General features: G+C 59.2%; 25 protein-coding genes and 3 pseudogenes. 17 read left to right on the top strand and 11 right to left on the bottom strand.

The window, feature by feature from the left end:
• Positions 1–8 precede the first annotated feature (8 nt).
• From VQ065_RS07080 to VQ065_RS07090, 3 genes are read left to right on the top strand one after another with little or no spacing between them, the layout of a single operon-like run.
• Positions 9–3,014, top strand: a complete 3,006-nt coding sequence (locus VQ065_RS07080) for a type III restriction-modification system endonuclease (RefSeq protein ID WP_115748888.1) — start codon at positions 9–11, stop codon at positions 3,012–3,014.
• 56 nt (positions 3,015–3,070) lie between these two features.
• The gene (locus tag VQ065_RS07085) at positions 3,071–4,951 is read left to right on the top strand and encodes an ATP-dependent endonuclease (protein ID WP_003158915.1); all 1,881 of its coding nucleotides are present in this window, start codon (positions 3,071–3,073) and stop codon (positions 4,949–4,951) included.
• A 2-nt stretch (positions 4,952–4,953) separates the two neighbouring features.
• Positions 4,954–5,661 carry a DUF2130 domain-containing protein gene (locus VQ065_RS07090; RefSeq protein WP_003158916.1) on the top strand — a complete coding sequence of 236 codons (708 nt, stop codon included), beginning with the start codon at positions 4,954–4,956 and terminating at the stop codon, positions 5,659–5,661.
• A gap of 6 nt (positions 5,662–5,667) precedes the next feature.
• On the opposite strand, the gene VQ065_RS07095 is transcribed toward VQ065_RS07090, so the two are convergent.
• Positions 5,668–6,102: a mercury resistance transcriptional regulator MerR gene (locus VQ065_RS07095; protein ID WP_003131969.1), complete on the bottom strand. Its 435-nt coding sequence runs from the start codon at positions 6,100–6,102 to the stop codon at positions 5,668–5,670.
• A gap of 71 nt (positions 6,103–6,173) precedes the next feature.
• Here VQ065_RS07095 and merT point away from each other — a divergent pair, with 71 nt between their 5' ends.
• From merT to merE, 5 genes are all read left to right on the top strand, one after another.
• Positions 6,174–6,524 carry a mercuric ion transporter MerT gene (gene merT, locus VQ065_RS07100; protein ID WP_003131974.1) on the top strand — a complete coding sequence of 117 codons (351 nt, stop codon included), beginning with the start codon at positions 6,174–6,176 and terminating at the stop codon, positions 6,522–6,524.
• Positions 6,525–6,536: 12 nt separating this feature from the next.
• Positions 6,537–6,812, top strand: a complete 276-nt coding sequence (gene merP / locus VQ065_RS07105) for a mercury resistance system periplasmic binding protein MerP (protein WP_003131987.1) — start codon at positions 6,537–6,539, stop codon at positions 6,810–6,812.
• Positions 6,813–6,883: 71 nt separating this feature from the next.
• Complete coding sequence (gene merA, locus VQ065_RS07110) at positions 6,884–8,569, top strand: mercury(II) reductase (protein ID WP_003158917.1); 1,686 nt, start codon at positions 6,884–6,886, stop codon at positions 8,567–8,569.
• Positions 8,570–8,586: 17 nt separating this feature from the next.
• The gene (gene merD / locus VQ065_RS07115) at positions 8,587–8,952 is read left to right on the top strand and encodes a mercury resistance co-regulator MerD (RefSeq protein WP_000995360.1); all 366 of its coding nucleotides are present in this window, start codon (positions 8,587–8,589) and stop codon (positions 8,950–8,952) included.
• Positions 8,949–9,236 carry a broad-spectrum mercury transporter MerE gene (gene merE / locus VQ065_RS07120; RefSeq protein ID WP_050484830.1) on the top strand — a complete coding sequence of 96 codons (288 nt, stop codon included), beginning with the start codon at positions 8,949–8,951 and terminating at the stop codon, positions 9,234–9,236. Before merD ends, merE begins: the two co-directional genes overlap by 4 nt.
• Positions 9,237–9,277: 41 nt before the next feature.
• Here the strand turns inward: merE and VQ065_RS07125 are convergent, their stop codons facing one another.
• From VQ065_RS07125 to VQ065_RS07135, 3 genes are read right to left on the bottom strand one after another with little or no spacing between them, the layout of a single operon-like run.
• Entirely contained in the window at positions 9,278–10,114 is an 837-nt protein-coding gene (locus tag VQ065_RS07125) for an aminoglycoside O-phosphotransferase APH(6)-Id (RefSeq protein ID WP_000480968.1), read from the bottom strand.
• Entirely contained in the window at positions 10,114–10,917 is an 804-nt protein-coding gene (aph(3'')-Ib, locus tag VQ065_RS07130) for an aminoglycoside O-phosphotransferase APH(3'')-Ib (protein ID WP_001082319.1), read from the bottom strand. The genes VQ065_RS07125 and aph(3'')-Ib overlap by 1 nt, the downstream gene beginning before the upstream one ends.
• 11 nt (positions 10,918–10,928) lie before the next feature.
• The gene (locus VQ065_RS07135) at positions 10,929–11,597 is read right to left on the bottom strand and encodes a recombinase family protein (protein ID WP_023434504.1); all 669 of its coding nucleotides are present in this window, start codon (positions 11,595–11,597) and stop codon (positions 10,929–10,931) included.
• A gap of 125 nt (positions 11,598–11,722) precedes the next feature.
• Between VQ065_RS07135 and VQ065_RS07140 the strand changes: the two are divergent.
• Positions 11,723–13,177, top strand: a pseudogene (locus tag VQ065_RS07140) (DUF4158 domain-containing protein); the annotation flags it as partial.
• Here VQ065_RS07140 and aac(6')-Ib read toward each other — a convergent pair.
• A complete protein-coding gene (aac(6')-Ib, locus tag VQ065_RS07145; RefSeq protein WP_445262786.1) occupies positions 13,176–13,772 on the bottom strand; it encodes an AAC(6')-Ib family aminoglycoside 6'-N-acetyltransferase in 597 nt (198 codons plus the stop codon). The pseudogene VQ065_RS07140 and the gene aac(6')-Ib sit on opposite strands and share 2 nt — an antisense overlap.
• Positions 13,773–13,779: 7 nt before the next feature.
• Entirely contained in the window at positions 13,780–14,580 is an 801-nt protein-coding gene (locus VQ065_RS07150) for a subclass B1 metallo-beta-lactamase VIM-2 (protein WP_003108247.1), read from the bottom strand.
• A gap of 166 nt (positions 14,581–14,746) precedes the next feature.
• Between VQ065_RS07150 and intI1 the strand changes: the two are divergent.
• The 6 genes and pseudogenes from intI1 to VQ065_RS07180 form a co-directional block, all read left to right on the top strand.
• Positions 14,747–15,046, top strand: a pseudogene (gene intI1, locus VQ065_RS07155) (class 1 integron integrase IntI1); the annotation flags it as partial.
• Positions 15,047–15,400 (top strand): annotated as a pseudogene (locus VQ065_RS07160) (TCP-1/cpn60 chaperonin family protein); the annotation flags it as partial.
• 274 nt (positions 15,401–15,674) lie between these two features.
• Complete coding sequence (locus tag VQ065_RS07165; protein ID WP_022742855.1) at positions 15,675–17,159, top strand: IS91-like element ISCR3 family transposase; 1,485 nt, start codon at positions 15,675–15,677, stop codon at positions 17,157–17,159.
• 382 nt (positions 17,160–17,541) lie between these two features.
• A complete protein-coding gene (locus VQ065_RS07170) occupies positions 17,542–18,381 on the top strand; it encodes an enoyl-CoA hydratase/isomerase family protein (protein WP_225470131.1) in 840 nt (279 codons plus the stop codon).
• A 245-nt stretch (positions 18,382–18,626) separates the two neighbouring features.
• Complete coding sequence (locus tag VQ065_RS07175; RefSeq protein ID WP_002011642.1) at positions 18,627–19,406, top strand: APH(3')-VI family aminoglycoside O-phosphotransferase; 780 nt, start codon at positions 18,627–18,629, stop codon at positions 19,404–19,406.
• 484 nt (positions 19,407–19,890) lie between these two features.
• The gene (locus tag VQ065_RS07180) at positions 19,891–20,058 is read left to right on the top strand and encodes a hypothetical protein (RefSeq protein ID WP_340080376.1); all 168 of its coding nucleotides are present in this window, start codon (positions 19,891–19,893) and stop codon (positions 20,056–20,058) included.
• Between the two features lie 46 nt (positions 20,059–20,104).
• Here VQ065_RS07180 and VQ065_RS07185 read toward each other — a convergent pair whose 3' ends face one another.
• Positions 20,105–20,800 carry a 1-(5-phosphoribosyl)-5-[(5-phosphoribosylamino)methylideneamino] imidazole-4-carboxamide isomerase gene (locus VQ065_RS07185; RefSeq protein ID WP_445262787.1) on the bottom strand — a complete coding sequence of 232 codons (696 nt, stop codon included), beginning with the start codon at positions 20,798–20,800 and terminating at the stop codon, positions 20,105–20,107.
• Here VQ065_RS07185 and VQ065_RS07190 point away from each other — a divergent pair.
• Together VQ065_RS07190 and VQ065_RS07195 are read left to right on the top strand one after the other, a co-directional pair.
• A complete protein-coding gene (locus VQ065_RS07190; RefSeq protein ID WP_445262788.1) occupies positions 20,781–21,815 on the top strand; it encodes a dihydrolipoyl dehydrogenase family protein in 1,035 nt (344 codons plus the stop codon). The two genes, VQ065_RS07185 and VQ065_RS07190, sit on opposite strands and share 20 nt — an antisense overlap.
• A gap of 108 nt (positions 21,816–21,923) precedes the next feature.
• Positions 21,924–23,483, top strand: coding sequence for a transposase (locus tag VQ065_RS07195; protein ID WP_340080378.1), 1,560 nt, complete (start codon positions 21,924–21,926; stop codon positions 23,481–23,483).
• Between the two features lie 190 nt (positions 23,484–23,673).
• Here the strand turns inward: VQ065_RS07195 and VQ065_RS07200 are convergent, their stop codons facing one another.
• Genes VQ065_RS07200 through msrB form a run of 4 tightly spaced genes read right to left on the bottom strand, consistent with a single transcriptional unit; the run spans position 23,674 to position 25,908 of the window.
• A complete protein-coding gene (locus tag VQ065_RS07200; RefSeq protein ID WP_340080379.1) occupies positions 23,674–23,940 on the bottom strand; it encodes an FAD-dependent oxidoreductase in 267 nt (88 codons plus the stop codon).
• Complete coding sequence (locus VQ065_RS07205; protein WP_008647312.1) at positions 23,937–24,218, bottom strand: DUF427 domain-containing protein; 282 nt, start codon at positions 24,216–24,218, stop codon at positions 23,937–23,939. Before VQ065_RS07205 ends, VQ065_RS07200 begins: the two co-directional genes overlap by 4 nt.
• Before the next feature lie 32 nt (positions 24,219–24,250).
• On the bottom strand, positions 24,251–25,471 hold the full coding sequence (locus VQ065_RS07210; RefSeq protein WP_008647313.1) for a bifunctional alpha/beta hydrolase/OsmC family protein: 1,221 nt from the start codon (positions 25,469–25,471) through the stop codon (positions 24,251–24,253).
• Positions 25,468–25,908, bottom strand: a complete 441-nt coding sequence (msrB, locus tag VQ065_RS07215; RefSeq protein ID WP_034054008.1) for a peptide-methionine (R)-S-oxide reductase MsrB — start codon at positions 25,906–25,908, stop codon at positions 25,468–25,470. The genes VQ065_RS07210 and msrB overlap by 4 nt, the downstream gene beginning before the upstream one ends.
• Between the last annotated feature and the right edge of the window lie 467 nt (positions 25,909–26,375).

Consider the following 26,375-nt stretch of genomic DNA (forward strand, 5'->3'; position numbering starts at 1 on the left):
GGTTCGCAATGAAACTCCACTTCGAGCCCAACCTCGACTATCAGATGCAGGCCATCGAGGCCGTGTGCGATCTTTTCCGTGGTCAGGAGGTCTGCCGCACCGAATTTACGGTGACCATGAAACTGCCCGATGAGGTGCAGATGTCACTGGGTGTGGCGCAGTCCGACCTTGGCGTTGGCAACCGCTTGACCCTGCTGGACGATGAACTGCTCAAGAACCTCGCGGACATCCAGTTGCGCGGTGGCCTGCCGCCTTCCGGCTCGCTGACTTCCGGCGACTTCACGGTGGAAATGGAGACCGGCACCGGTAAGACCTATGTATACCTGCGCTCGATCTTCGAGCTGAACAAGCGCTACGGTTTCAGCAAGTTCGTGATCGTGGTGCCCTCGGTGGCGATCAAGGAAGGCGTCTACAAGACCCTGCAAATCACCGAGGAACACTTCAAGGGGCTCTACGCGGGCGTGCCCTTCGATTACTTCCTGTACGACTCGGGCAAGCCCGGGCCGGTGCGCAATTTCGCCACTAGTTCCAACATCCAGATCATGGTGGTGACGGTGGGCGCCATCAACAAGAAGGATGTGAACAACCTCTACAAAGAGACCGAGAAGACGGGCGGCGAGAAGCCCATCGACCTGATCAAGGCCACCCGGCCGATCATCATCGTGGATGAACCGCAAAGTGTGGACGGCGGCCTTGAAGGACGCGGCAAGGAAGCGCTGGATGCCATGAACCCGCTCTGCACGCTGCGCTATTCCGCTACCCATGTGGACAAGCACCACATGGTGTTCCGCCTGGATGCCGTGGATGCTTATGAGCGCAAGCTGGTCAAGCAGATCGAGGTGGCGTCGGCCACGGTGGAGGATGCGCACAACAAGCCTTTCGTGCGCCTGGTGAAGGTGGAAAACAAGCGCGGCCGCATCAGCGCCAAGGTCGAGCTGGATAAACAGACCGCCACTGGCGTGCAAAGGACTGAGGTGACGGTCAGCGATGGCGACGACCTTCAGCAGAGCGCCGATGGCCGTGCGATCTACGCCGATTTTCGGGTGGGCGAGATCAATACGGCCAAGGGCGAAGCGTTCATGGAGCTGCGCTACCCCGGCGGCGAAGTGTTTTTGCAGCCGGGTCAGGCCCACGGTGATGTGGATGCGCTGGCCGTGCAACGCGAGATGATCCGCCGCACGATCAAGGAGCATCTGGACAAGGAAAAGCACCTGCGTCCATTGGGGATCAAGGTGTTGAGCCTGTTCTTCATCGACGCGGTGGACAAGTACCGTCAGTACGATGCGGACGGCCAGCCGGTCAAGGGCGTGTATGCGCAGATGTTCGAGGAAGAATATCGCCGTTCCGCCAAGTTGCCGGCCTACCAGAGTTTGTTTGCCGAGATCGACCTGGAGTCCGCCGCCGAAGAAGTGCACAACGGCTATTTCTCCATCGACAAGAAGGGCGGCTGGCTTGATACCGCCGAGAACAATGCGGGTAACCGGGAGAATGCCGAACGCGCCTACAACCTGATCATGAAAGAGAAGGAGAAGCTGCTGTCCTTCAGCACGCCGCTGAAGTTCATCTTCTCCCACTCCGCCCTCAAGGAAGGCTGGGACAACCCCAACGTGTTCCAGATTTGCACCTTGCGCGACATCCAGACCGAGCGCGAGCGCCGCCAGACCATTGGTCGCGGCCTGCGCCTGTGCGTCAACCAGGATGGCGAGCGGGTACGGGGCTTCGAGGTCAACACCCTGACCGTGGTGGCCACGGAAAACTACGAACAGTTTGCCGAAAACCTGCAGAAGGAAATCGAGAAAGACACAGGCATCCGCTTTGGCATTGTGGAGCAGCATCAATTTGCCGCCATTGCCGTGACTGGCGCTGATGGGCACGCCGCACCGCTGGGCATCGAGCAATCAAAGGCACTGTGGGAGCACCTGAAAGCCGCCGGCCATATAGATGCCAAAGGCAAGGTGCAGGATTCACTGAAAACGGCGCTGAAGAACGGCACCTTGGAACTGCCGGCCGAGTTTGATGCGCAGAAAGCCCAGATTGCTGAAGTGCTGCGCAAGGTGTCGGGCCGGCTGGACATCAAGAATGCCGATGAGCGCAGGCAAGTGCCGCTGCGCAAGGGTAAGGATGGCAAGGTCGTTTATCTGAGCGACGAGTTCAAGGCACTGTGGGACCGCATCAAGCACCAGACAACGTACCGCGTGCAGTTCGATAACGCCAAGCTGGTGACGGATTGCATCGCAGCGTTGCAGAAGGCCCCGGTGATTGCCAAAGCACGGCTGCAATGGCGCAAGGCCGACATCTCTATCGGCAAGGCGGGTGTCGCCGCGACGGAGAAAGCGGGCGCGGCGACCGTGGTGCTGGACGAGGCGGATATTGAGCTGCCGGATTTGCTGACCGACCTGCAGGATCGCACCCAGCTCACCCGACGCACCATCGTCAGCATCCTGACGGGAAGCGGCCGCCTGGACGACTTCAAGCGCAATCCGCAGCAGTTCATCGAATTGACCGCCGAAACCATCAACCGTTGCAAGCGCTTGGCCCTGGTCGATGGCATCAAGTACCAGAAGCTCGGCGACCAGCATGTCTATGCGCAGGAGCTGTTCGAGAAGGAGGAACTGACCGGTTATCTGAAGAACATGCTGTTGGATACCCAGAAGTCGATCTACGAGCACGTGGTGTACGACTCGACCCCAGAGCGGGATTTTGCCAACGGGCTGGAGAAGAACGAGGCCATCAAGCTCTACGCCAAGCTGCCGGGCTGGTTCAAGGTGCCCACCCCACTGGGCAGCTACAACCCCGACTGGGCCGTGCTGGTGGAAGAAGACGGTGCTCAGCGCCTGTACTTCGTGGTGGAAACCAAGAGCAGCCTGTTCACCGACGACCTGCGCGACAAGGAAAGCGCCAAGATCGAATGCGGCAAGGCGCATTTCACTGCGCTGGCGGTTGGTGAGAACCCCGCCCGGTATGTGGTTGCGCGCTCCGTTGACGATCTTTTGACCGAGGCGGCAAAAGGATAGGTTCTGTCGCTGTCACGGCGAGAGACGACACAAAACACAAGGAGCAGAGACCCGAAATGAAGATCCAATCCGTTCGCATCCGAAACTTTCGCACGTTGAAAGACGTGACGATTCCGTTCGATTCCGTCACGACCTTCATCGGGCCGAACGGTGCCGGCAAGTCAACGGTGCTTCGTGCGCTCGACTGGTTCTTCAACGGCAAACCCGGCTCGCTGACGGAGAAGGATTGCTCTTTTGGGGCGACTGACGAAGACATCGAGGTTCAGGTCACCTTCGCAGACCTCACCGAAAAGGATCGCGAGGCACTTGGCAAGTACGCGCCGGAAGGAGTTGCCACGTTCACCGCATGGAAGCGCCGATCTCCCGATGGCACCGATGTGCTCTCCGCCAATGCAAAGGGATTTCCGGCTTTAAATGCCATCAAGGCAGCAGGCGGTGCGACTGCGAAGAAAGAGCTGTATGCCACTCTCCGGCGCGAGCGCCCGGAGCTTGACCTTCCTGCGGCGAATACTGGTCCAGCCGTCGAGCAGGCGATGACAACTTGGGAGGCGGCTCACACTGATCAACTGCTCGATGCGCCCGAGGCTTTGCAAACCAATTTCTTCGGTTTCAACAGCGGCGGCAAGATGAGCGGGCTCTTCGACTTCGTCCTGGTTACGGCAGACCTTCGGGCAAGTGAAGAGTCCATCGACGGCAAGGCAAGCATCATTGGGCGAATCCTTGAGCGCTCGATTGACCGAACTGCCGCTGATGAGGCAATCGCGGAAATCGTTGCGGAGTCACGGGCAAAGCAGCAACAAGTCTACGAAGAGAAGTTCAAGGAGCAACTTGGGGCCATCACAACGCAGCTCAACGAGGTCGTCACAACCTATGCGCCAGGCCGGGCAATCACGGTTTCTCCGGCTGAGGTGGAACTCAAGGCACCTCGCACGACGTTCGACGTGGCCGTGCTCGACGGCACCACCGAGACTGCGGTGGAGCGGCAGGGACACGGCTTTCAGCGCACGCTGCTGATCTCGGCTCTGCAACTCTTGGCGCAGTCGGGCGCAGCCTCGGCCGAGGGAGTCATCTGCCTGGCGATCGAGGAGCCGGAACTTTTCCAGCACCCGATCCAGGCGCAGACCTTTGCGAAGGTGCTCAGGTCGCTCGCCGAAGATGCTGGCAAGCGCATCCAGGTGACCTATGCGACGCATAGCCCCTACTTCCTGGAGGCTCGACATTTCCATCAAGTCAGACGGCTGACGAGATCCGCTGACGAAGTCCCGGTGGTGACGGTCCACTTTGCCACGGTTGAGGATGTGAAGGCCAGGCTGAATGGAACAGTGGATGGCGATGTGGTCGATCGCAGGCTCGACCATAACGTGGCCGACCAGCTTGCCATAGCACTCTTCGCGAATCGCGCATTTCTTGTGGAGGGGACAACCGAATCTGCTGTGTTCTACGGTATTGGAGATAGAACTTCCCCCGGCGCCCTTGAGGCAGCAGGAATTTCTATCGTTTCTGTGGGCAGCAAGACATCGATACCCCTCGCGCATGCGATTTTGAAATCTATTGGTGTGCCAGTCTACGCACTGTTTGATGCAGACGGTGGATTTGAAGCGCGAGCCAAAGCCAAAAACAAAAAGCAAGATGACATAGATCGGGAGCGCAACAATCATGCGGTAGAGAACTGCAGATTAATGCGGTACTTCGGCTTGCCTGAAGAAGATTTTCCATCCGCCACCATTTCCGACGTCGCGGCCATTTTTGATGATCATCTTGAAGCGTTTCTGTCTGCGAACTGGGGTGAGTGGATAACTGCCTGCAATAGTGTTGAGGCTGATACCGGAATAAATCTATCGAAAAACCAACTCGCATACCGGACTGCAACACTCCGGTCGGGAGGAGTGGTGCCAGAAATGCTTAAGCAGATTCTTGTCAAGGTGGAGGGTAAGTAATCATGCATGAAATCATCTGCCCTCACTGCGGGAAGGCATTCAAGATCGATGAAGTTGGGTACGCGGACATTCTGAAGCAGGTTCGAGATAGCGATTTCGAGAAGCAGTTGCATGAGCGGCTAGAGTTGGCCGAGCAGGGAAAGCGCAATGCGGTCGAACTAGCTGAAGCCAAGATTGCCAACGAATTGCAGAAGACCTCGTCTGCCAAGGACGCCGAGATCCAGGAGCTGAAGGCCAGGCTTGATGCTGGCGAAGTTGCGCGGCAACTTGCCGTGGCCGAGGCTTTGAGCGCGGTGGAAAAAGAGCGTGACACGCTTGCAAATGAATTGGAACAAGCGAAGCGTGACAAGCAAGCCGTATCCAAGTTGGCAGAGGTCACGCTCATGAGCGAAGTGCAAAAAGCCGCTGCAGCGAAGGAGTCGGAGATACAGGAACTCAAGGCGAAGCTTGACGCTGTTGTCATCGAGAAGAAGCTCGCGATTACCGAAGCAGTCGGCGCGGTCGAGAAAGAACGTGACGAATTGAAGAGCGGCTTGCAGCGGGTAGAACTTGAAAAGCATCTCGCCGAGAAATCTTTGAAAGAAAAGTACGAGACGCAGATCAAGGATCGTGATGACGCAATCGAGCGCCTACGGGACATGAAGGCGCGACTATCGACCAAGATGGTGGGCGAAACTCTTGAGGGGGTCGTCTCAGAAAACGGAAAATAAAGCACGCTAAGGCATAGCCGAACCTGCCAAGCTTGCTCCACCCTGTAGTGACGCGATCAGCGGGCAGGAAACGTTCCCCCTTCGCGCATGGCAGGCGCACACCAACTCAGACAGCACGGCCTCCATGCGCGCCAGGTCAGCCATTTTCTCGCGCACGTCCTTGAGCTTGTGCTCGGCCAGACTGCTGGCTTCCTCGCAATGGGTGCCATCCTCCAGCCGCAGCAGCTCGGCGATCTCATCCAGGCTGAAGCCCAGCCGCTGGGCTGATTTCACGAAGCGCACCCGCGTTACATCCGCCTCGCCATAGCGGCGGATGCTGCCATAGGGCTTGTCAGGCTCCAGCAACAAGCCCTTGCGCTGATAGAAACGGATGGTCTCCACATTGACCCCGGCCGCCTTGGCGAAAACGCCAATGGTCAGGTTCTCCAAATTGTTTTCCATATCGCTTGACTCCGTACATGAGTACGGAAGTAAGGTTACGCTATCCAATTTCAATTCGAAAGGACAAGCGCATGTCTGAACCAAAAACCGGGCGCGGCGCGCTCTTCACTGGAGGGCTTGCCGCCATCCTCGCCTCGGCTTGCTGCCTCGGGCCGTTGGTTCTGATCGCCTTGGGGTTCAGCGGCGCTTGGATCGGCAACTTGGCGGTGTTGGAACCCTATCGCCCCATCTTTATCGGCGTGGCGCTGGTGGCGTTGTTCTTCGCCTGGCGGCGCATCTACCGGCAGGCAGCGGCCTGCAAACCGGGTGAGGTCTGCGCGATTCCCCAAGTGCGAGCTACTTACAAGCTCATTTTCTGGATCGTGGCCGCGCTGGTTCTGGTCGCGCTCGGATTTCCCTACGTCATGCCATTTTTCTACTGATCGGAGTTCACCATGAAGAAACTGTTTGCCTCCCTCGCCCTCGCCGCCGTTGTTGCCCCCGTCTGGGCCGCCACCCAGACCGTCACGCTGTCCGTACCGGGCATGACCTGCTCCGCCTGCCCGATCACTGTCAAGAAGGCGATTTCCAAGGTCGAAGGCGTCAGCAAAGTTGACGTGACTTTCGAGACACGCCAAGCGGTCGTCACCTTCGACGATGCCAAGACCAGCGTGCAGAAGCTGACCAAGGCAACCGCAGACGCGGGCTATCCGTCCAGCGTCAAGCAGTGAGTCACTGAAAACGGCACCGCAGCACAACGGACGTCATTGTCTGGCGCCACAAACGATAAAGGATCTGTTGCATGACCCATCTAAAAATCACCGGCATGACTTGCGACTCGTGCGCGGCGCACGTCAAGGAAGCGCTGGAAAAAGTGCCAGGCGTGCAGTCGGCGCTGGTGTCCTATCCGAAGGGCACAGCGCAACTCGCCATCGTGCCGGGCACATCGCCGGACGCGCTGACTGCCGCCGTGGCCGGACTGGGCTACAAGGCAACGCTAGCCGATGCGCCACTGGCGGACAACCGCGTCGGACTGCTCGACAAGGTGCGGGGATGGATGGCCGCCGCCGAAAAGCACAGTGGCAACGAGCCCCCGGTGCAGGTAGCGGTCATTGGCAGCGGTGGAGCCGCGATGGCGGCGGCGCTGAAAGCCGTCGAGCAAGGCGCGCAGGTCACGCTGATCGAGCGCGGCACCATCGGCGGCACCTGCGTCAATGTCGGCTGTGTGCCGTCCAAGATCATGATCCGCGCCGCCCACATCGCCCATCTGCGCCGGGAAAGCCCGTTCGATGGCGGTATTGCGGCAACTGTGCCTACGATTGACCGCAGTAAGCTGCTGGCCCAGCAGCAGGCCCGCGTCGACGAACTGCGGCACGCCAAGTACGAAGGCATCCTGGGCGGTAATCCGGCCATCACCGTTGTGCACGGTGAGGCGCGCTTCAAGGACGACCAGAGCCTTACCGTCCGTTTGAACGAGGGTGGCGAGCGCGTCGTGATGTTCGACCGCTGCCTGGTCGCCACGGGTGCCAGCCCGGCGGTCCCGCCGATTCCGGGCTTGAAAGAGTCACCCTACTGGACTTCCACCGAGGCCCTGGCGAGCGACACCATTCCCGAACGCCTTGCCGTAATCGGCTCGTCGGTGGTGGCGCTGGAGCTGGCGCAAGCCTTTGCCCGGCTGGGCAGCAAGGTCACGGTCCTGGCGCGCAATACCTTGTTCTTCCGTGAAGACCCGGCCATCGGCGAGGCGGTGACAGCCGCTTTCCGTGCCGAGGGCATCGAGGTGCTGGAGCACACGCAAGCCAGCCAGGTCGCCCATATGGACGGTGAATTCGTGCTGACCACCACGCACGGTGAATTGCGCGCCGACAAACTGCTGGTTGCCACCGGTCGGACACCGAACACGCGCAGCCTCGCGCTGGACGCAGCGGGGGTCACTGTCAATGCGCAAGGTGCCATCGCCATCGACCAAGGCATGCGCACGAGCAACCCGAACATCTACGCGGCCGGCGACTGCACCGACCAGCCGCAGTTCGTCTATGTGGCGGCAGCGGCCGGCACCCGTGCCGCGATCAACATGACCGGCGGCGATGCGGCGCTCGACCTGACCGCAATGCCGGCCGTGGTGTTCACCGATCCGCAAGTGGCGACCGTGGGCTACAGCGAGGCGGAAGCCCACCACGACGGGATCGAGACCGACAGCCGCACCTTGACCTTGGACAACGTGCCGCGTGCGCTCGCCAACTTCGACACACGCGGCTTCATCAAGTTGGTTATCGAGGAAGGCAGCCATCGGCTGATCGGCGTACAGGCGGTCGCGCCGGAAGCGGGTGAACTGATCCAGACGGCGGCTCTGGCCATTCGCAACCGCATGACGGTGCAGGAACTGGCCGACCAGTTGTTCCCCTACCTGACGATGGTCGAGGGGTTGAAGCTCGCGGCGCAGACCTTCAACAAGGATGTGAAGCAGCTTTCCTGCTGCGCCGGGTGAGAAAAAGGAGGTGTTCAATGAACGCCTACACGGTGTCCCGGCTGGCTCTTGATGCCGGGGTGAGCGTGCATATCGTGCGCGACTACCTGCTGCGCGGATTGCTGCGCCCGGTGGCGTGCACACCAGGCGGCTACGGCTTGTTCGATGACGCCGCCTTGCAACGGCTGTGCTTCGTGCGGGCGGCCTTCGAGGCGGGCATCGGCCTCGACGCGCTGGCGCGGCTGTGCCGGGCGCTGGATGCGGCGGACGGCGACGAAGCGGCCGCGCAGCTTGCCCTGCTGCGTCAGTTCGTCGAGCGTCGGCGCGAAGCGTTGGCCGATCTGGAAGTGCAGTTGGCCACCCTGCCGACCGAGCCGGCACAGCACGCGGAGAGTCTGCCATGAACAACCCCGAGCGCTTGCCGTCCGAGACGCACAAACCGATCACCGGCTACCTGTGGGGCGGACTGGCTGTGCTGACTTGCCCCTGCCACCTGCCCATCCTCGCTGTCGTGCTGGCCGGCACAACCGCCGGTGCTTTCCTCGGCGAGCATTGGGTCATCGCGGCGCTCGGTTTGACCGGCCTGTTCCTTCTGTCCCTGTCGCGGGCGTTGCGGGCATTCAGGGGTCGTTTGCGGGAAGGGGCGGAATCCTACGCTAAGGCTTTGGCCAGCGATATTCTCCGGTGAGATTGATGTGTTCCCAGGGGATAGGAGAAGTCGCTTGATATCTAGTATGACGTCTGTCGCACCTGCTTGATCGCGGCCGCGATAGCTAGATCGCGTTGCTCCTCTTCTCCATCCGCGTTCCAAGCTGCGGAAAGGCACCCATAAGCGTACGCCTGGTCGAGCAGGCGACGCGGATCGACGTCCAGCGCACGAGAGAATGCGTCCGCCATCTGTGCAATGCGTCTAGGATCGAGACAAAGGTCGTCTCTGTCAGCCGGATCGTAGAACATATTGGCGGCGCCAAAGCCCACTTCACCGACCAGACCGACGGGATCTATCACCAGCCAGCCGCGACTGGAGAACATGATGTTTTCATGATGCAGATCGCCATGTAGCCCACGCAGTTCCGAGGCATTGCTCATCATTTGATCGGCTATAATCGCCGCGTGGACGTAGTCAGTTTGACAACCTGCGTTTTGATCATCGCGCGCCCGCTGAAACAAAGCTGCAAAGCGATCCCGGATCGGGAGAAGGGCAGAAGGCAGGGGTTCCTCAGATGCGGCATACAGCTTCGCCATTAGTTCCGCTGCAATTTCGGTCGCCTGGTAGTCGCCGTGCTCGGCAACGATGTGAGAGAGCATTCGCTCCCCGGCATATTCGAGCAACATCAGATTGTTCTCACGACCGAGCAACCGGACTGCTCCCCTCCCATTGCGCCATACCAGATAGTCGGCCCCGCGCAGTTCATCAGCAATGTCTTCTATAGGTTTCAATCCCTTGACGATTGCAGGAGTCCCGTCTGGCAATGAAACTTTCCAAACGAGGCTGGAAAAGGTGTCCGCAATGAGAACAGGTTGCGAAACGTGCCAATGAGCAGGAAAAACAGGCGGCATGAACATCAACCCCAAGTCAGAGGGTCCAATCGCAGATAGAAGGCAAGGCGTTCGCGGTCGGGGGCTTCGATCCCCAATACATTGAATAGGACAGCGAAGGCGCGCTCTGCTTCATCTGGCGCTGCCCAGTTCTCTTCGGCGTTAGCAATCATGAGTGCCAAATCGGCATAGCGATCTGCTGTTCCGAGCCGCCCAAGGTCGATCAGACCCGTGCATTGAAGAGTTTTAGGGTCCACCATGAAGTTCGGCATGCAGGGATCACCATGGCAAACAACCATATCGGTGCGCTCTTGGTCGAGCCGCACCGGTAGCTCTCGTTCGACACGAGCCAAAAGATCGAGCTGCGGCGTACTCTTGTCCTCGTCCGGTAAGAAGTCGGGATTGACGGCATTGCGGGACACCACATCAACGGCGCGTCCGAACATTCGCGACAGCCTGCGCTCAAACGGACATTGATCAACCGATAGGCTGTGAACAGCGCCAAGTTGCTGCCCCATTGACGGCCACGCTTTGAGCAAATCCGCTCCAGACAGATCAGCCGCCGGTACTCCCGGAATTGCCGTTATCACCAAGCATGCACCCTCCTGTTCCTCCTGCCAGTTGATGACCTCGGGGCAAGCCACACCTCGACCTTTGAGCCAAATGAGGCGGTCACGCTCTCCAGCGAGCTCACCGCGGCGGGAAGCAGGTGCGATTTTCGCGAAGGCATGCCCGTCACCACGTCGAAAAACAAAATCACCAGATTCTCCGCCTCTGACAGGCAACCAGTCAGAATGCGATTCACCAAAAAAAATATTAGTTCGATTCAATGGAGGTTCCTTCAGTTTTCTGATGAAGCGCGGAGGTGGCTCAACTTGCGAAAAGAAACGAGTTGCGACGTAAGTCCGAGAACATGCTTTCCATGGTCTCTGAGCTCGCCTTTGGGACCGACATATCGGTAGAGAGTGACGCGCTCGATGCCGAGTTCCTTGCAGAGATCGGAAACTGAAGTATCGCGCTGGGCCATGGCGGCTTGCGCGAGACGCACCTGAGCTTTGGTGAGCGCGAATTTTCGTCCGCCCTTGCGACCGCGCGCTCTCGCGGAGGCGAGACCCGCCATGGTGCGCTCTCGGATCAGATCCCGCTCGAACTCGGCCAAGGTGGCGAAGATTCCGAACACCATGCGACCGGACGCAGTCGTGGTGTCGATCTGAGCGCCCTTTCCAGTCAGAACCCGCAGGCCGATCTTGCGGTCTGACAGCTCCTTCACCGTGTTGACCAGATGGGCAAGCGATCGTCCGAGGCGATCGAGCTTCCAGACCACCAGCACATCGCCGTCACGCAATGACTTGAGGCAGGCAGTCAAGCCAGGGCGATCATCACGACCGCCGGAAGCAAGATCATCATAGATATTGTCCCGTTCGACACCTGCGGCGCGCAAGGTGTCGTGCTGCAGGTCGAGAGACTGCGAGCCATCGGCTTTGGAGACGCGGGCATATCCGATCAGCATGTATCACAAACGTTGGTTTGAGGCGGCGCTTCGGCCACGATTGCATTGACCTCTGGAAATGTATCTCAACCAGCTTCATAAACAAAGCGTCTTGAACGCTATCAGATTTTGAAAAAGGAACATGTATGCCGCGTCGCGTCACTCTAACCGATCGGCAGAAAGACGCGCTGTTGCGCTTGCCGACTTCACAGACGGATTTGCTCAAGCACTATACGCTGAGTGATGAAGACCTTGGGCATATCAGGCTGCGTCGGCGCGCTCACAACAGGTTCGGCTTCGCCCTGCAATTGTGTGTCCTGCGCTATCCCGGCCGGGTGCTGGCTCCAGGCGAACTGATCCCTGCAGAGGTCATCGAATTTATCGGAGCGCAGCTTGGCCTGGGTGCCGACGATCTCGTAGACTATGCTGCCCGCGAGGAAACACGGCACGAGCATCTTGCCGAGTTACGGGGGCTCTACGGCTTCCGCACCTTCTCCGGACGTGGTGCGAGCGAGCTGAAGGAATGGTTGTTCCGAGAAGCCGAGATGGCGGTGTCGAACGAGGATATCGCCCGTCGCTTCGTAGCCGAGTGCCGACGCACCCGCACTGTCCTTCCCGCGACATCCACGATCGAGCGGCTTTGTGCCGCGGCTCTCGTCGATGCCGAGCGACGCATCGAGACGAGGATCGCCATTCGTCTGCCTATGTCGATCCGAGAACAGTTGCTGGCATTGCTCGAGGAGACGGCTGATGATCGGGTGACCCGTTTTGTGTGGCTGCGCCAGTTCGAGCCTGGCTCGAACTCTTCGTCGGCCAACCGGCTGCTCGACCGGCTCGAATATCTGCAACGCGTCGATCTCCCCGAGGATCTGCTTGCCGGCGTTCCTGCCCATCGGGTGACTCGTCTGCGCAGGCAGGGTGAACGGTATTATGCCGACGGCATGCGCGATCTCCCGGAGGACAGGCGGCTTGCGATCTTGGCTGTTTGCGTCTCGGAATGGCAGGCGATGTTGGCCGACGCAGTGGTCGAAACCCACGACCGGATCGTCGGCCGTCTCTACCGTGCTTCGGAGCGTATTTGCCATGCAAAGGTCGCAGACGAAGCGGGGGTGGTGCGTGACACCCTGAAATCCTTCGCCGAGATCGGGGGCGCCCTGGTCGATGCACAGGATGATGGCCAGCCGCTGGGCGACGTCATCGCGAGCGGATCAGGGTGGGACGGCTTCAAAACCCTTGTTGCAATGGCAACCAGGCTCACCGCCACCATGGCCGACGATCCGCTCAACCATGTGCTCGACGGTTATCACCGCTTCCGCCGATACGCTCCACGCATGTTGCGCCTGCTCGATCTGCGAGCTGCGCCCGTTGCACTGCCGCTTCTGGAAGCGGTGACGGCCCTTCGTACCGGTTTGAACGATGCCGCGATGACCAGCTTCTTGCGGCCCAGCTCGAAATGGCATCGCCACCTTCGGGCCCAGAGGGCTGGCGACGCTCGCCTATGGGAGATCGCGGTGCTGTTCCATCTGCGCGATGCGTTCCGCTCCGGAGATGTCTGGCTTACTAGGTCCCGGCGCTATGGCGATCTGAAACACGCACTCGTTAGGCATCACTGCGTGTTCGCTCGAATGCCTGGCGTGTTTGAACCATGTACACGGCTGGACCATCTGGGGTGGTTACGGTACCTTGCCTCTCAAACCCCGCTTTCTCGTAGCATCGGATCGCTCGCAAGTTGCTCGGCGACGGGTCCGTTTGGATCTTGGTGACCTCGGGATCATTGAACAGCAACTCAACCAGAGCTCGAACCAGCTTGGTTCCCAAGCCTTTGCCCAGTTGTGATGCATTCGCCAGTGACTGGTCTATTCCGCGTACTCCTGGATCGGTTTCTTCTTCCCACCATCCGTCCCCGCTTCCAAGAGCAACGTACGACTGGGCATACCCAATCGGCTCTCCATTCAGCATTGCAATGTATGGAGTGACGGACTCTTGCGCTAAAACGCTTGGCAAGTACTGTTCCTGTACGTCAGCAAGTGTCGGGCGTGCTTCTTCTCCGCCCCACCACTCGACGATATGAGATCGATTTAGCCACTCATAGAGCATCGCAAGGTCATGCTCAGTCATGAGGCGCAGTGTGACGGAATCGGTGCTGTTGGTCACGATGCTGTACTTTGTGATGCCTAACTTTGTTTTATGCCGCATCTGCCTGCTACTCAACGACTGAGCGATTTGTGTGCGCTTTTACAACATTCGTTGTGTGCTTGAGCAAGTCTAGACCGCCCGGCAGGCCGTGCCCCGGAATGACGAACTGTGCTTCCGGGTAGTGTTGTTGAATCCGCTCAATGGAGGTGGGCCATTCAGCCAGATCGGCATCGGCCACGTTCCCCGCAGACGTGCGTGACAACTCATAAATCGCACAACCACCATAGAGCACACTCGCAGACGGGACGTACACAACTAAGTTGTCGGTCGAATGCGCAGCACCAGGATAGAAGAGTTCTACTGGACCGAAGCGCACTGCGTCCCCGCTCGATGAGAGTCCTTCTAGAGAGTGCGTGGGAATCTCGTTCCCCTCTACCTCGGCTAGCCGGCGTGTCGACGGTGATGCGTACGTTGCCACCCCAGCCGCCCGAAGGACATCAACGCCGCCGACGCGGTCGTCATGAAAGTGCGTGGAGACTGCACGCGTTACAGGAAGTCCAATTTGCTTCTCAATCTCCGCGAGAAGTGCCGCTGTGTTTTTCGCACCCCACGCTGTATCAATCAAAAGCAACTCATCACCATCACGGACAATGAGACCATTGGACGGGTAGACTGCGCCATCAAACGACTGCGTTGCGATATGCGACCAAACACCATCGGCAATCTGGTAAAGCCGGACCTCCCCGACCGGAATTTCGCTGACTGTCGGATACTCACCGCTAGAATCTACGGAAAAAGCGAGCGGACTCGCAATAGCCATGATAGACGCGGTCAAATAGACCAATAACTTACTCAAAAGTTTGAACATCAAAACTCCATGGGGGTGAGTGCGGCATAACTTTGTTTTAGGGCGACTGCCCTGCTGCGTAACATCGTTGCTGCTCCATAACATCAAACATCGACCCACGGCGTAACGCGCTTGCTGCTTGGATGCCCGAGGCATAGACTGTACAAAAAAACAGTCATAACAAGCCATGAAAACCGCCACTGCGCCGTTACCACCGCTGCGTTCGGTCAAGGTTCTGGACCAGTTGCGTGAGCGCATACGCTACTTGCATTACAGCTTACCAACCGAACAGGCTTATGTCCACTGGGTTCGTGCCTTCATCCGTTTCCACGGTGTGCGTCACCCGGCAACCTTGGGCAGCAGCGAAGTCGAGGCATTTCTGTCCTGGCTGGCGAACGAGCGCAAGGTTTCGGTCTCCACGCATCGTCAGGCATTGGCGGCCTTGCTGTTCTTCTACGGCAAGGTGCTGTGCACGGATCTGCCCTGGCAGGGCATCAACGAAGACCAGAACCTGGGCATCGCCATCACCCGCCGTGCGCTGGAAGCCCCGCTGCGCGCCATCGTGGCCAACGCCGGTGAAGAACCGAGCGTGATCGTGGCCAACGTCAAGGCCGGCGAAGGCAGCTACGGCTACAACGCCGCCACCGGCGAGTTCGGCGACATGATCGCCATGGGCATCCTGGACCCGACCAAGGTGACCCGCTCGGCCCTGCAGCACGCCGCTTCCGTCGCCGGCCTTGCGATCACGACCGAAGTGGTCGTGGCCGAAGTGCCGAAGAAGGAAGAGCCGGCCATGCCGGGTGCTGGCGGTATGGGCGGCATGGGCGGCATGGATTTCTGATCCGGTTGGCCCGGTCGTCAGGGAACCGGACCGCGCCAGCGCGGTCCGATCCCGGCAACGACCCGACATCAAGGCCCCAAGGACGGGGCCGGAGCCCGGCAGCGATGCCGGGCTTTTTGTTGTGCCCGCGCCGCGGCAATGTCTGACGCGAAGATCAGAACGCACCGATACGAACGTGCGAACACAGGCGCAACACTGAGCAGCCGTCCCCGCACCGGAGCGCTGCGTGCCGCGCCTCGCCACATCCCGGCGGCAAGCCGCGGGATGCGCGCCACTGCCGTCCGCCCACACCGGTTCGCGGTACGCGCGCCACGCGCCCGAGCGCACGCTGCTGTACGCGTTGGTAGAGGCGCACTACCCGGACTTCATTGCACGGATCGAAGCGGAGGGCCGCTCGCTGCCCGGGTATGTCCGCGAGGCGTTCGATGCCTACCTGCGTTGCGGCGTACTCGAGCACGGCTTCCTGCGGGTGGTGTGCGAGCACTGCCGTGCAGAGAGGCTGGTGGCCTTCTCCTGCAAGAAGCGCGGGTTCTGCCCGAGTTGCGGCGCGCGACGCATGGCCGAGAGTGCGCGGCACCTGGTCGAGGAGGTGTTCGGCCCGCGGCCTGTGCGGCAATGGGTGCTGAGCTTTCCGTACCCCTTGCGTTTCCTGTTCGCCAGCAAGCCAGAAGCCATTGGCCCGGTGCTGGGCATCGTGCAGCGCGTGATCGCCGGCTGGTTGGCCGATCAAGCCGGCATCGACCGCGCCAGCGCCCAGTGCGGCGCGGTGACGCTGATCCAGCGTTTCGGCAGCGCGCTGAACCTGAACATCCACTTCCACATGCTGTGGCTCGACGGCGTGTACGTGGAAGCCACCGAGCTGCCGCGGCGCGAACTGCGCCTGCACCGCGCCCGTGCGCCCACCACCGCGCAGTTGACCCAGCTGGCAGCTACCATCGCGCACCGGGTGTGTCGGCACCTGACGCGCAAAGGCTGGCTCGAAGGGGAGGGCGAATCGGCCTTCCTGGCAGACAGCGCTGCAGGCGACGACAGCATGGATGGGCTGCGGATGAGTTCGATCACCTACCGCATCGCCACCGGCCGCGACGCTGGCTGCAAGGTCGTCACGCTGCAAACGCTGCCCGGTGACGCCGGTTCGCTGGAGGGCGAAGCCGGCAAGGTCGGCGGCTTCTCACTGCATGCCGGCGTGGCGGCCGAAGCACACGAAAGCCACAAGCTGGAAAAGCTGTGCCGCTACATCACGCGCCCGGCGATCAGCGAGAAGCGGCTGTCGATAGCGCTCCAGGGCAGGGTGCGTTACCAGCTCAAGACCCCGTGGCGCAATGGCACCACGCATGTGGAATGGGATCCGGTGGATTTCATCGCCAAGCTGGCGGCGCTGGTCCCGCCACCTCGCGCGCATCTCACCCGCTTCCACGGCGTATTCGCCCCGAATGCAAACCTGCGTGCGCAGCTGACGCCCTCGGGGCGCGGCAAGCGGCCTGCGGGCGATGCGGCGCCAGTGGACGTCAGCGCCCACGACGCGCCGCGCAGCCCCGAGGAGAAGCGCCGTGCGATGAGCTGGGCGCAACGGCTCAAGCGGGTCTTTTCCATCGACGTCACCGCCTGCGTCCACTGCGGTGGCACCGTGCGGATCGTCGCCAGCATCGAGGAACCCACCGCCATCCGCGCCATCCTCGCCCACTTCGAGAAGCACGGCGCGCGGGAAGAAGCGCACTACAGGCCCGCAGCGCGCGCGCCGCCAGTGCAAGCCGCGTGACGATCTGCCGGCTGCACAGCCGACGGCGAAACCGGAATCCGAGCCGATGCGGCCACGATCCGCAGGGCGGCGCTCGGCCCGCTGTCGGGAATCAGCGAAGCATGGCTGCTGACAACGCCGCTGCGTGGCCCCGCGATGCCGAAATCCCACTCACAGACGTCCGATCCGTGCCCAAAACGGGGCTTGCGCGACCGCCGCCTACCCAGCAGACTGCCCGAAAAGGGCGTTTGAACTTCCTATACGCTACTTGGCCTCATGCGGTTGAATTTCCTATCCGTGGGTTCATAGGTATGCTCCAAGATACTTAGGATGCTTAAGGTGCGTAATTGACACTAAGTATACATAGGATACCATGATTGCACACAGCTAAAATCAAGGGTATATGATGACCATTCCAACTTATTCTACACTTCACATTGAGTATGATCGAGGCGTGGCGACTGTCAGTATTAACAATCCACCAGTTAATGTATTGGATGTTGCATTGATGAGTGATATTCGAGCTTTTCTTACTCAGGTACGTGATGACCCACAAACACGTGTAATCGTGTTCCAAAGCGCCGATCCTGAGTTTTTCATCGCTCATGTAGACATGACCTTAATTGATGAGCCAAACGCTTTTGACCAGTTCGCAAAAGATGTACCTAATGGATTGAATCCATTTCAGGCTTTAGGAGAGATGATTCAGGCACAGCCGCAAGTGACGATTGTTAAGCTCGAAGGCTTGGCGCGTGGTGGCGGTGCTGAATTCGTCACAGCAGTGGATATGGCATTTGCTGCGATTGGGCGTGCTGGCCTCGCCCAATGCGAGGCATTGATGGGGATTATTCCTGGCGGTGGTGGTACTCAATATCTTTCACAGCGTATGACACGGGGGCGTGCATTAGAGGTAATTCTTGGTGCTGAGCTGATTGACGCTTTGCTAGCCGAACGATATGGTTGGGTAAATCGTGCGCTTCCGGCAAATGAGTTAGATGCTTTTGTTCATCGCATTGCCACAAATATTGCTGCTTTACCTGAAGGGGTCATCGCCGCTGCAAAGAAAGCAATCCCACCTGCGGATTTAAGCGAAGACTTCCTTCGAGAGCACAAAGCATGGGCTGGTCTGTTTGCGCGTCCTGCTGCTGAAAAACTCATTCGTGGCGGCTTGCAGGCAGGTGCTCAAACAAAAGTAGGCGAACAGGATTTGGAGCAACTCCTCCGCGATTTGTCTGCATCCTGAGGTCTTGCTGCTGTCTAATATTCTGCTCTAGCTTATTCCTGAGGTTTTTGCGGTCGAGAAATACTGTAACCGACTTTATTAAGACTAATACAGTTTATGCAATTGAAAGATGATGACAAAATTTTGAAGTATTGACCATCTATAGGGAATAAGCTATATTTTTGCTACAGTGAACCAAATTAAGATCATCTATTTACTAGGCCTTGCATTTGCGGGGTTTTAATGCTGAATAAAAGGAAAACTTGATGGAATTGCCCAATATTATTCAACAATTTATTGGAAACAGTGTTTTAGAGCCAAATAAAATTGGTCAGTCGCCATCGGATGTTTATTCTTTTAATCGAAATAATGAAACTTTTTTTCTTAAGCGATCTAGCACTTTATATACAGAGACCACATACAGTGTCTCTCGCGAAGCGAAAATGTTGAGTTGGCTCTCTGAGAAATTAAAGGTGCCTGAACTCATCATGACTTTTCAGGATGAGCAGTTTGAATTCATGATCACTAAAGCGATCAATGCAAAACCAATTTCAGCGCTTTTTTTAACAGACCAAGAATTGCTTGCTATCTATAAGGAGGCACTCAATCTGTTAAATTCAGTTGCTATTATTGATTGTCCATTTATTTCAAACATTGATCATCGGTTAAAAGAGTCAAAATTTTTTATTGATAACCAACTCCTTGACGATATAGATCAAGATGATTTTGACGCTGAATTATGGGGAGACCATAAAACTTACCTAAGTCTATGGAATGAGTTAACTGAGACTCGTGTTGAAGAAAGATTGGTTTTTTCTCATGGCGATATCACGGATAGTAATATTTTTATAGATAAATTCAATGAAATTTATTTTTTAGATCTTGGCCGTGCTGGGTTAGCAGATGAATTTGTAGATATATCCTTTGTTGAACGTTGCCTAAGAGAGGATGCATCGGAGGAAACTGCTAAAATATTTTTAAAGCATTTAAAAAATGATAGACCTGACAAAAGGAATTATTTTTTAAAACTTGATGAATTGAATTGATTCCAAGCATTATCTAAAAATACTTAATTGTCTTTTTACGTCGCTAAATTTTAAATAAATAAGTGAAGAGCGTTAGTGGAGCTATTGATTTAAAGTTTTATATCACCAATAAATCTAAATTTTGGTTTTTAAAATGAGCTTATTTAAAATAGCTAAAACTGTTTATTAGCTTAACTTGTGATTTAAGTTTTTTTGAATATAAAAGTGTTAATTTATTAGCTTTGCAAGTTTATTTAAATTTCATCGTGCAACATTTTTAACCAATTTTATTATCGATGGTATTTTTTTGTCTGCTTTTCTTTTCTTAGTCTTTTATCTATCTGTCAGCCATATAGTATTTTATTAAATTCTTATGGGAAATGACGAATGTTAAATTATCTTAAGAGCTTTAATAATATCAATACTTATTTGATTTTATCGATAATTCTGCTGTTAATCATAATATCTCTAGATTATTAAGGTGCGCGCGAAAGTGGTGGGGCTCATGATGGAGGCGCAAAGCCCGCCGGCCGACCGCGTGTCGCCGCTGACCCCGCGCACGCCGTCCATCGTGGTGAAACTCCAGGCGCTGGAGCCGTTGCCCGCGCCCTACCACATCCACCAATTGCCGCTGGATGTGCGTTTCGACTGGGTGGCCAGCCGCTGGTTCTGACCCGGCCGCATACGCCGCCGGGTGAAAGCACCGGGGCCGCCCGGTCTCAGGCCAGGCTCAGCTCGTCGGCGCGATGCTGCGCGGCTGCGAAATCCAGGTCGCCGGAATAGATCGCGCGCCCGCAGATGACGCCTTCCACGCCTTCGCTTTCGACTTCGCAGAGCTTCTCGATGTCCGCGATGCCGGCCAGTCCGCCCGAGGCGATCACGGGGATGGTGAGGGCCTGGGCCAGCTTGACCGTCGCCTCGATATTGATGCCCGAGAGCATGCCGTCGCGGCCGATGTCGGTGTAGATGATGGATTCCACGCCCCAGTCCTGGAACTTGCGCGCCAGATCGACCACCTCGTGGCCGGTGAGCTTGCTCCAGCCGTCGGTGGCCACCTTGCCGTCCTTGGCGTCCAGGCCCACGATGATGTGGCCGCCAAACGCGCTGCACGCATCCTTGAGAAAGCCGGGGTTCTTCACCGCGGCCGTGCCGATGATGACGTACCGCAGCCCGGCGTCGATGTAGCGCTCGATGGTGTCCAAGTCGCGGATGCCGCCGCCCAGCTGCACCGGAATGTCGGCGCCCACCTCGGCCAGGATGGCCTTGATGGCCGCCTTGTTCTTGGGCTGGCCGGCAAACGCGCCGTTCAGGTCCACCAGGTGCAGGCGGCGCGCGCCCGCATCCGCCCACTTGCGGGCCATGGCGGCGGGGTCTTCGCCAAAGGTGGTCGATTGGTTGGCGTTCAAGCGCGCCATCATCGCCGCAGGCAGCCAGGCCGTGCACCTGCCCTTCTTCCCTGATGATCCGCGCATCGTCGATTCCACGGGGGCCCTCGCGCTGCAAGGCGTGCCCAAGAAGATGCTGATTGTCGGCGGCGGCATCATCGGCCTGGAAATGGGCACCGTCTATTCCACCCTGGGCGCACGCCTGGACGTGGTCGAGATGATGGACGGCCTGATGCAAGGCGCGGACCGCGATCTGGTCAAAGTCTGGCAAAAAATGAACCAGCACCGCTTTGACAAGGTGATGCTGAAAACCAAAACCGTCGGTGCCCAAGCCACCCCCGAAGGCATCAAGGTCCAGTTCGAGGGCCTGGACGGCACGAAGAGCGAAGGCACCTACGACCTGGTCTTGCAAGCCGTGGGCCGCACGCCCAACGGCAAAAAAATCGGTGCTGATAAAGCCGGTGTAGCGGTGACCGACCGGGGCTTTATCGACGTGAACATCCAGATGCGCACCAACGTGCCGCACATCTTTGCCATTGGCGACATCGTGGGCCAGCCCATGCTGGCGCACAAGGCGGTGCACGAAGCGCATGTGGCGGCCGAAGTCATCGCCGGGGAATTGCAGGGCAACAAAGAACTGGCCGCCGCCGCGTTCAACGCCCGCGTGATTCCCAGCGTGGCCTACACCGACCCCGAAGTGGCCTGGGTGGGCCTGACCGAAGACCAAGCCAAGGCGCAAGGCATTCAGGTCAAAAAAGGCCTGTTCCCCTGGGCCGCCTCGGGCCGCGCCATTGCCAATGGCCGCGACGAGGGCTTTACCAAGCTGCTGTTTGATGCGCACACCCACCGCATCCTGGGCGGCGGCATTGTCGGCACCCATGCGGGCGACATGATTGGCGAGATTGCCTTGGCCATTGAGATGGGTGCGGACGCAGTGGACATCGGCAAAACCATCCACCCGCACCCCACACTGGGCGAAAGCATCGGCATGGCCGCCGAAGTGGCCCACGGCAGCTGCACCGACGTGCCGCCTGCGCGCAAGTAAGTCCGCAGCCAAGCTACCCTGACAAGGCCCGAACTGGCGACGGTTCGGGCCTTGTGCTTTGCGTACCCAAACAATCGCCGCAGAATACTGTGCATTTGTACAGTATTCATGTCAGCCACTTCCAAGCCCAAGCTCTACAACCCACGCCACCCCGAACGCACGCTGCTCTACCAAACGGTAGCCGAGCACTACGAGACCTGGCTAGAGTTGGCCAGCGCGGGTCAGTTCGACGGCCAGGGCGACCACCACACCCCCAAGCCCTTCGTGCGCAAAGCGTTTGCCAAGTATCTTGAGTGCGGCATCTTTGCCCATGGCTTTGCCCGCGCTCGCTGCGGCGACTGTGGGCACGACTACTTTGTAGCCTTCTCCTGCAAAGGCCGGGGAGTCTGCCCCTCGTGCACCACCCGGCGCATGGTGGAGACAGCAGCGCACCTGAACGATCACGTATTCCCCCGCCTGCCGGTGCGCCAGTGGGTGCTGTCGGTTCCCAAGCGGCTTCGTTACTTCATGCAGCGCGACGGAGCGGTGCTGAGCATGGTGCTGCGCATCTTTCTGCGGGTGATCGCACAAACTCTGCAGACCCACAGCCCCGGTGCGGCCCATATGGACAAGGCAGGCCTGCACATCGGTGCCATCGCCTTCATTCACCGATTCGGCTCCAGCCTCAATGAACACGTCCACTTCCACGTTTGTGTGGTGGACGGGGTGTTTGAGGAAGTGGAGGGCGAGGGCGATGCTGATGCGACCCCTCGAATCTCATCGCCGGGTGTCATCTTTCACGCGGCCACCGGCATCGATGCGGCTACCGTGGCCCCAGTGCAGACCACACTGCAAAAACGCATCCTGCGCGCCTTCGTTGCTCGGGGCCTGCTGGAGAACTTCGAGGCAAAAGAGATGCTGGGCTACAAACACAGCGGCTTCTCGGTGGACGCCGGTGTCTGCATCGAAGCCCACGACCGCGCTGCGCTGGAGCGGCTGCTGCGCTATTGCGCGCGTCCACCGTTTTCCATGGAGCGCCTACGCAAAGAGGGAAGCAAACTGGTGTACCGCTGCGGCAAGCAGCGCAGCGAACCCACCAGCGACAAGCGCGGTGCCAAGGTTGATGAGCTGCACCTCACACCGCTGGAGCTGATCGACCGCATTGCCGCGCTGGTTCCCCCGCCACGCACCCACCGGCACCGCTATTTTGGCGTGTTGGCACCCAACTCGCCGCTCAGGGCTGCGGTGACGGCGCTGGCGACACCGGCGCAAGCCGCTCCCGTGCTGGGCGCGTCGATCAGCACGGGGGAGTGCGCGCCTGGTGTGGTACCGATGAGCAGCGCGCTGCCATCCCAGAGCGAGCCGGTGCTGCCCAAGCGTGCAGCGCACTACCTGTGGGCGGTGCTGATCGCCCGCATCTACGAGGTGTTCCCCCTCTTGTGTCCGCTGTGTGGCGGGCAGATGCGCATCATCGCGTTCATTACGCACAGCGCTGACATCCGGCACATCCTGGACCACATCGGGGCAGATTCAGAGCCACCCCGCATCTCCCCGGCGCGCGGGCCACCGCTGTGGGATGACTGTAGTGATGCGCAGATGGATGACGGGGCGCAAACCGAGCCAGCAGACTGGGACCTGGCGGCGCAACCGGCACCGGACTTTGAGGTCGATCAGCGCATCAGTTGGTGAATGAACAAAGCGGCGATTTTGACTTGCCGCGAACTGGCTCTGCGCCCGGTACACGCCGAGCGCCGCAAATCACTCTCCTGAACGCCAAACCCTGGTGGTGAACCTGACACCTGGGCGGGAAAATCGAGTGTCTCAGCCGGCTTGATGGCGCTTCCGCGGTGCGATACTTGGCCTCATGCGGTTAAAACGCCTATCCGTCCATCGCTGCCCTGAAGTTGACCTGGACCGACCCGGTTTGCACACCGAATTCGCTGGCCCGGCGCGCCATGTGAGCCACACGAGCCGACTTGCGTAGGGTCTTGGTTGGGGTGCAGCCCCGATTGACACAGGTACCACCCAGGTCACGCTCCTCGATGAGCGCCACCTTCATACCCCGGGCAACGAGTGTCGCGCCCAGAAAGGGACCGGCCTGACCGGCTCCGATCACGATCGCGTCGAACCTCTGTTCCCCGCTCATGGCCGCACCTCGACACCGCGCCAGAACGCCACCCTGCCGGTCACCGCCTCCGCACCAGCCTTGGGCGACGGGTAGTACCACGCCGCGTCAGCGTTCACGTCTTCGCCGACCACCACGTCGTAGTAGCTGGCCCGCCCCTTCCATGGACAGGTGGTGTGCGTATCGCTTGGTTTGAAATGTTCCGGGCGCAACGCGTCGAGTGGGAAATAGGCGTTGCCTTCAACTTCCACGATGTCATCGCTCTCAGCGATGGTGGTGCCTTTCCAGATGGCTCTCATGCTCCGTCTCCTTCGTTTGTGTGTGGTTGGGATCAGTCCCGAATCAGTGTGGTGGTGATCACCGGATGGTTCTCCAGCGTTCGATGCACGGGGCAACGATCGGCGATGCGCAACAGGTCCTGTCGCTGGCTTTCACTCAACGGTCCGCTCAGCAGGAGCTGCCGCGTGACGTGGTCAACCTGTCCCGAGCGATCCCCGCACTCCTGGCAATCGGTCGCGTGCGCGCGCTCATGACGCAACCTGACCTGGACATCCTTGAGCGCATAGCCTTTTCGCTTGGCGTACTGGCGCAATGTCATGGACGTGCAGGCGCCCAGCGACATCAGCAGAAGTTCATAAGGATCGGGCCCGCGTTCGCCACCACCCACTTCCTTTGGCTCATCGGCGTCGAGGTGGTGCGGACCTGCTCGCATCGATCGCCAGAAGGCGTGATCGTGCTCCCCCACCCACACCTCGCCCGCACGAAGGTCCGACGGCGCATCGTTTCGCTCGGCTCGCATCGGCAGAAACCGCGAGGCCCAGGCGCCAATCAGGTCAGCCGCATACTGCGCATCGGCCGGGCGCGTGAGCAGATGGTCCGCATCGTCCAGGCTGATGAAACTCTTAGGATGTCTGGCCGCCTTGAACAGGTCCTGTGCCTCGCCGATGTCCACCACCGCGTCACTTGGCGCGTGCATAACCAGCAAGGCCGCGCGAAGCCCCTTGACCGGGTTCTCGTGGGCTTGGGCCTGGAGCTCTTCAATGAAGGCCGGCGCGATCCTGAACGCCCGGCCGCCCAGGTCGACCTGGATCTGCCCATCCTCTTCGGACTTGGTCGGACCGAAGTGACGAAGCACATGGTCGGCCGTCGCGGGTGCGCCCAGCGTGCAAACCGCCCGTATGCCGTCGAGGCGGGCAGCCGCCGCGATGGCCGCCGTCCCCCCCAGGCTGTGTCCGACCAACAGTGCAGGCATGCCGATCGTGCTCTGCATCCAGTGCACCGCCGCCACAATGTCCGCCACGCTGGACGAAAAGCCACCGCGCCCGAAGTCGCCTTCGCTCTCGCCCAGACCGGTGAAATCAAAGCGCAGCGTGGCGATGCCCTGCTGAGCCAGCGCCCGGCTGATGCGGGTCGCGGCGAGAGAGTTCTTTCCGCAGGTAAAGCAGTGGGCAAACACCGCCAGGGCTTGTAACGGTGCATGGTCCGGGCGTTCCAAGACACCCACCAGCAGACCCTGGCTGCTGCCAGCGAAGCCTACCTTTTCGCTGCTCATGCTTTCTCCAGTGCCAGGGCGTTGATGCAGTAGCGCAGACCGCTGGGCTTGGGTCCGTCGGGAAACACGTGACCCAGGTGGGCGTCGCAGACGTTGCACGTCGTCTCCACCCGCACCATGCCGTGGCTGTTGTCTCCGTGATAGCCCACCAGACCCGGGGCAATGGCCTGCGTGAAGCTGGGCCAGCCGCTGCGGCTGTCATATTTGGTCGACGCATCGAATAGTTCAGTGCCGCAGCACACGCACCGGTAGATCCCGGGCGAAAACAGCGTACACATCGAGGAGCTGTGCGCCCGTTCGGTGCCCTTGAGCCGCGTGATTCGGAACTGCTCGGGCGTCAGCTGTTGGGCCCACTCGGCTTCGCTGCGCTCAACTCGGCGCGGTGGCGTCGGGTTGCCCGTTTCCACCAGTTGAATCACTCCTTTCCAAGTCAACATGTCGGGCCCAGGCTCCGGTGCCGCCGGTTCGTTTTCCAGCCGCTTGAGAAAGGTGACGAGCTTGTCGGCGTCGATTCGGAAATGGTTGTAGACCACTCTGCCATCGGGATCGATCAGAATGAACCAGGGTGTGCCGCCGTTGCGGTAGCGGCGCATCAGCTCCGAACCCGCGCCGTCCTGTTCGTCACCGGCGTCGTGCCCGAAGGGAATGCCCAGCGCGTAGCGGGCGTGATTGGCCAGCATGCGCTCCCAGGTGTTCGAACCGAAGTCCTCGAACACGGTCTGGACTGCGGCGAACCCGACGAAGTCGCTCCCCCGAAACGCGTCGACCACCCGGGCAAGCGCCGGAAAGCCGGTCGCATGGCACCCCGGGCAGGCGTCCTGAAAACAGAAGATGAGCTTGAACCGGCCGGGCATGCGGTCCAGGTCGAAGTGTTCCAGCGCCTGGCCCGACGCGTCCACCCACC

Origin of the sequence: Pseudomonas sp. KBN10P06128, assembly GCF_037574945.1 — a bacterium.
GTDB classification, from domain to species: domain Bacteria; phylum Pseudomonadota; class Gammaproteobacteria; order Pseudomonadales; family Pseudomonadaceae; genus Pseudomonas; species Pseudomonas aeruginosa.

Excerpts from the sequence above, each read along its gene's own strand:
- VQ065_RS07080 (WP_115748888.1), top strand. The coding sequence starts at position 9 with ATGAAACTCCACTTCGAGCCCAACCTCGACTATCAGATGCAGGCCATC.
- VQ065_RS07085 (WP_003158915.1), top strand. The coding sequence starts at position 3,071 with ATGAAGATCCAATCCGTTCGCATCCGAAACTTTCGCACGTTGAAAGAC.
- VQ065_RS07090 (WP_003158916.1), top strand. The coding sequence starts at position 4,954 with ATGCATGAAATCATCTGCCCTCACTGCGGGAAGGCATTCAAGATCGAT.
- VQ065_RS07095 (WP_003131969.1), bottom strand. The coding sequence starts at position 6,102 with ATGGAAAACAATTTGGAGAACCTGACCATTGGCGTTTTCGCCAAGGCG.
- merT (WP_003131974.1), top strand. The coding sequence starts at position 6,174 with ATGTCTGAACCAAAAACCGGGCGCGGCGCGCTCTTCACTGGAGGGCTT.
- merP (WP_003131987.1), top strand. The coding sequence starts at position 6,537 with ATGAAGAAACTGTTTGCCTCCCTCGCCCTCGCCGCCGTTGTTGCCCCC.
- merA (WP_003158917.1), top strand. The coding sequence starts at position 6,884 with ATGACCCATCTAAAAATCACCGGCATGACTTGCGACTCGTGCGCGGCG.
- merD (WP_000995360.1), top strand. The coding sequence starts at position 8,587 with ATGAACGCCTACACGGTGTCCCGGCTGGCTCTTGATGCCGGGGTGAGC.
- merE (WP_050484830.1), top strand. The coding sequence starts at position 8,949 with ATGAACAACCCCGAGCGCTTGCCGTCCGAGACGCACAAACCGATCACC.
- VQ065_RS07125 (WP_000480968.1), bottom strand. The coding sequence starts at position 10,114 with ATGTTCATGCCGCCTGTTTTTCCTGCTCATTGGCACGTTTCGCAACCT.
- VQ065_RS07135 (WP_023434504.1), bottom strand. The coding sequence starts at position 11,597 with ATGCTGATCGGATATGCCCGCGTCTCCAAAGCCGATGGCTCGCAGTCT.
- VQ065_RS07150 (WP_003108247.1), bottom strand. The coding sequence starts at position 14,580 with ATGTTCAAACTTTTGAGTAAGTTATTGGTCTATTTGACCGCGTCTATC.
- VQ065_RS07170 (WP_225470131.1), top strand. The coding sequence starts at position 17,542 with ATGATGACCATTCCAACTTATTCTACACTTCACATTGAGTATGATCGA.
- VQ065_RS07175 (WP_002011642.1), top strand. The coding sequence starts at position 18,627 with ATGGAATTGCCCAATATTATTCAACAATTTATTGGAAACAGTGTTTTA.
- VQ065_RS07180 (WP_340080376.1), top strand. The coding sequence starts at position 19,891 with ATGATGGAGGCGCAAAGCCCGCCGGCCGACCGCGTGTCGCCGCTGACC.
- VQ065_RS07185 (WP_445262787.1), bottom strand. The coding sequence starts at position 20,800 with ATGGCGCGCTTGAACGCCAACCAATCGACCACCTTTGGCGAAGACCCC.
- VQ065_RS07195 (WP_340080378.1), top strand. The coding sequence starts at position 21,924 with ATGTCAGCCACTTCCAAGCCCAAGCTCTACAACCCACGCCACCCCGAA.
- VQ065_RS07200 (WP_340080379.1), bottom strand. The coding sequence starts at position 23,940 with ATGAGCGGGGAACAGAGGTTCGACGCGATCGTGATCGGAGCCGGTCAG.
- VQ065_RS07205 (WP_008647312.1), bottom strand. The coding sequence starts at position 24,218 with ATGAGAGCCATCTGGAAAGGCACCACCATCGCTGAGAGCGATGACATC.
- VQ065_RS07210 (WP_008647313.1), bottom strand. The coding sequence starts at position 25,471 with ATGAGCAGCGAAAAGGTAGGCTTCGCTGGCAGCAGCCAGGGTCTGCTG.
- msrB (WP_034054008.1), bottom strand. The coding sequence starts at position 25,908 with ATGTTGACTTGGAAAGGAGTGATTCAACTGGTGGAAACGGGCAACCCG.